General features: G+C 64.5%; 4 protein-coding genes. 1 reads left to right on the top strand and 3 read right to left on the bottom strand.

The window, feature by feature from the left end; translation table 11 throughout:
- Window position 1 precedes the first annotated feature (1 nt).
- The gene (locus tag EN993_RS32425) at window positions 2–1,123 is read right to left on the bottom strand and encodes an ATP phosphoribosyltransferase regulatory subunit (RefSeq protein WP_127265846.1); all 1,122 of its coding nucleotides are present in this window, start codon (window positions 1,121–1,123) and stop codon (window positions 2–4) included.
- Window positions 1,124–1,378: 255 nt separating this feature from the next.
- Window positions 1,379–2,881: a histidine--tRNA ligase gene (gene hisS / locus EN993_RS32415; protein ID WP_127265844.1), complete on the bottom strand. Its 1,503-nt coding sequence runs from the start codon at window positions 2,879–2,881 to the stop codon at window positions 1,379–1,381.
- 248 nt (window positions 2,882–3,129) lie between these two features.
- On the opposite strand from hisS, the gene EN993_RS32410 reads away from it, so the two are divergent.
- Window positions 3,130–3,381 (top strand): hypothetical protein, encoded by a 252-nt coding sequence (locus tag EN993_RS32410; RefSeq protein ID WP_127265842.1) that lies wholly within the window; start codon window positions 3,130–3,132, stop codon window positions 3,379–3,381.
- Window positions 3,382–3,430: 49 nt separating this feature from the next.
- Here the strand turns inward: EN993_RS32410 and EN993_RS32405 are convergent.
- The coding region (locus EN993_RS32405; protein ID WP_164757954.1) for a DNA-3-methyladenine glycosylase I at window positions 3,431–3,944 on the bottom strand (514 nt) is incomplete at its 5' end.

The raw sequence follows: 3,944 nt of genomic DNA, 5'->3' as shown, positions 1-3,944 counted from the left end.
ATCATGGCGCCATCTCCCGCAATGCCTCGATGCGGTCGAGCCAGACGGAAAAGCCAACGCCGGGGATCGGCGTTTTCGCGCCGAGCAAGGTTAGCAGCCGGTCATAGCGGCCGCCACCGGCCAGCGGCCGGTCGCCATTGTCGGCCGCGATTTCGAAAACCAGACCGGTGTAGTAATCGAGCGGGCGGCCGAAGGCGGCGTCGTAACGGATTTTTTCGGCCGGCAAGCCATGCGCGTCGATCGCCTTGGCACGGGCAGCGAACTTTTCCAGCGCGGTATCGAGCGACAGCCCGGCGCCGTTGGCGAAGGTCGCCAGTGCCTGGGCCGCGCCATCAAGCGGAACGTCGATTGCCAGAAAACTCTTCAGCGCCGAAAAAGCCTCGTTCGACAGCCGCACGCTGCGCAATTCGGCTTTCTCGATCAGCCGCCGGGCAATGTCGGCCGGGGCGCGTCCGGCGGAGGCTGAAAGGCCTGCCTCTTCCATGCCGCTGGCGATGTGGGTGGAAAGACCGTCCAGATCACCATCGAGGACAAGAGCGGCAACCGGGCCGGAGAGCTGGCTGTTGCGCGGCGGGTTGGCGAGATCGGCCAGAGCCGCCTCGAGCATCGGCGCCGAACCGAAGGCGCGGGCAAGGCGCATGCGCCAGCCGCGCGGCAGGCCAAGGGCTGCCAGCACCGCCTCGAAAATGGTCTGGTCGCCGAGCGTGATCGCCAGTACCTGGCCAGGCAGCACCAGCGACAGCAGCGCGTGCGCGTCGGCCACCGAGCGCGCATCGGCTTCAGCGGTATCGCGGTCGCCGAGGTCCTCGATGCCAGCTTGGAAGAACTCGTTGCCGCCCTCGCGGCGCTGGCGAAACACCTCGCCGAGATAGGAATAACGGCGCGGCGTGCCGGCCTGCGAACTTATGTGATCAAGGCAGACCGGAATGGTGAATTCCGGCCGCAGGCACAATGTCTGCCCGGTCTCGCTTTCGGTCAGGAAGATGCGGCGGCGCAAATCCTCGCCGGCCATGTCGAGGAAGGGGTCGGCCGGCTGCAATATGGCAACCTCGACCGCATGCGTGTTGCGTGTGACGAAGAGGTTGGTGATGTCGGTTGATATGGCGGGGTAGCGGGAGGTCAATTTACTAACCTCAGTGCTGCACGACCCTCTGGTCCCAAACCAGAGGAGCCAACGATCCAGGCGAAGGCCGGCGCTCTACGGCGCCCCCCTCTGCCCTGCCGGGCATCTCCCCCTCTAGGGGGGAGATCAGCAGCTTCGCCGATGACATTCCCCTTGAAACCTCGGAGATTGGCGAAAGCCGAGGCGACATCTGATCTCCCCCCTAGAGGGGGAGATGTCCGGCAGGACAGAGGGGGGCGCCGTAGAGCGCGACCTCTACTTGCCACGTGCCCTCTCCTCGGCCTGCGCCGCCAGGATCTTCCTCACCTCTGCGACCAGCTCGCCCTCCGCCACCGTCACCTGCGCCGGACGCGCGGCGCGCCATTCGGCATTGTCGGTGATCTCGGCGGACATGCGGGCGCCTTCGATCAGGTCCTTGATCTGCAGCTCGCCCTTGGCGCGCTCATCGCCGCCCTGGATGACAGCGACCGGACAACCACGCCGGTCGGCATATTTGAGCTGCGCCTTCATGCCCGCGCCGCCGAGATACATTTCGGAACGGATGCCGGCAGCGCGCAGTTCCGACACCATCTTCTGGTAGCGGCCGAGGCTGTCGGTATCCTTGTCCATGACCAGCACCACGACCGGCGCGATCACATCCGAGGCGTCGAGCTTGCCGAGGTTCTTCAGCGCCGTCATCAGCCTGCTAACGCCGATGGAAAAGCCGGTCGCCGGCACCGGTTCGCCGCGAAAGCGCGAGACCAGTCCGTCATAGCGGCCGCCGCCACCAACCGAGCCGAAGCGGACAATCTGGCCGTCCTCGTTGGGGATCTCGGCCAGCAGTTCGGCTTCGAAGACCGGCCCGGTGTAGTATTCCAGGCCGCGCACGACAGAACGGTCCATGGCAATACGGTCCTCGCCATATCCCGCCGCCCGGACCAGGGCTTCAATCGTCGTGAGTTCTCCAACGCCTTCCTGATAGGTCGCGTTCGAATTGACCATGGAATCCTGGCCGGCCTGCATAGTCCTCGCTGTCGCGAGAAGAACCGCCTCGGCTTGCCCGTTGTTCAACCCTGCGCCCTTGGCGAAATCGCCCTCGCCTTCCTTGCCGCCATCCCAGCGCCCCGGCCCAAGCAGAAGCTTCACGCCTTCCGGCCCGAGCTTGTCGAGCTTGTCGATTGCCCGCAGCACCGTCAGCCGGCGGCCGGCATTCTCCTCGCCGCCGAGGCCGATCGCTTCCAGCACGCCGTCGAGCACCTTACGGTTGTTGACGCGGATGACATAGTCGCCGCGCTTGATGCCGAGCGCCTCCATCACGTCGGCCATCATCATCGCCATTTCGGCGTCGGCGGCCACGCCCGGCGTGCCGATCGTGTCGGCATCGAACTGCATGAACTGGCGGAAGCGGCCCGGACCTGGCTTCTCGTTGCGGAACACCCAGCCCGAGCGGTAGCTGCGATAGGGTTTGGGCAGCCGCTCGTAATTCTCGGCGACAAAGCGCGCCGTCGGCGCGGTCAGATCATAGCGCAGCGACAGCCACTGGTCGTCGTCATCCTGGAAGGAGAACACGCCTTCGTTCGGCCGGTCCTGGTCGGGCAGGAATTTGCCCAGCGCATCGGTGTATTCGATCAGCGGCTGGTCGGCCGGTTCGAAACCATAGAGCTCATAGACCGAGCGGATCGTCGCCATCATCTTCTCGACGGCGCGGATGTCTTCGGCGCTGCGGTCGGCAAAACCGCGCGGCAGTCGCGCTTTCGTCTTTTCCGATTTGTCGGCCATTGGTGTTTGCTCGGTGTTTTGTGGTGCTTGCAGGTCGGCAATGTTGCGATTTTCGCAACGCGGGTGTCCTAGCCGAAGAGGTTGGGGGCGGCAAGGGTCAGCCCTCTGGCCTCTCCCCAAGGGAAGACGGCGAAACCCAACCGCCCTGAAACAAACCGCAGCGAAAATGAAACAATCCCGCCATGAGCGCGGCATCGTGCCGACACAATCGCAAGAGATAAACGCGCCAAGATGAGGGGTTCGCGGCCATGACCAGCACAGCAAGATTTCACGCCATCGATAGCGATACCGAACTGCCCGCACGCTTGCGCCCGGCCGACACCCACGCTCCGAAAATGGCCAGCCATGCCGCCGGCCCATTCGAAATCCCCGCCGAAACCGGCAAGGGTCCATCCATGCGCGACGCGCTGATAACCGGCCTGCTGGTGATCTACCCGACCGTGGCCACGGTGGTGGCGATCGTCGCCGGCCTGGTGCTGGCCAGCGCCAACGGCACCTGACGCAAGGCAGCGCTCTTCCTTCTCCCCTTGTGGGAGAAGGAAAGGCGACCTACTTCGGCCTTTTGAAGGCCTTCCGCTGCTTCTCAACCTCTTTGCGGCAGACACAGCCCTCGAGGTGGTCGTTGACCAGGCCCATCGCCTGCATGAAGGCGTAGACCGTGGTAGGCCCCACGAAGCTCCAGCCGCGTTTCTTCAACTCCTTCGAAATCCGCACCGAGACCGCCGTGGTCGGGTTGGCGCGCAGATGGGCGAGGTCGACGATCTGCGGCCGCTCGTCCTTGCCGGGCTCGAACTTCCAGAACCAGGCGGCCAGCGAGCCGAACTCGTCGGCCATCTCGCGGGCGCGCTTGGCGTTGTTGATCGTCGACACGATCTTGCCGCGATGGCGGATGATGCCGGCATTGCCGAGCAGGCGTTCGACATCCCTGTCGGTGAAGGCGGCGACCTTGTCGAATTCGAAATTGGCGAAGGCTTCGCGAAAATTCTCCCGCTTGCGCAGGATGGTCAGCCACGACAGGCCCGACTGAAAGCCTTCGAGGCAGATCTTTTCGAACAGCCTGCGG

This window comes from Mesorhizobium sp. M7D.F.Ca.US.004.01.2.1, assembly GCF_003997785.1.
In the GTDB taxonomy this organism is placed as follows: domain Bacteria; phylum Pseudomonadota; class Alphaproteobacteria; order Rhizobiales; family Rhizobiaceae; genus Mesorhizobium; species Mesorhizobium loti.
This window is presented reverse-complemented; position numbering and strand designations above follow the sequence as displayed.

Coding starts and splice junctions, on each gene's coding strand:
- EN993_RS32410 (WP_127265842.1), top strand. CDS start 3,130: ATGACCAGCACAGCAAGATTTCACGCCATCGATAGCGATACCGAACTG.
- hisS (WP_127265844.1), bottom strand. CDS start 2,881: ATGGCCGACAAATCGGAAAAGACGAAAGCGCGACTGCCGCGCGGTTTT.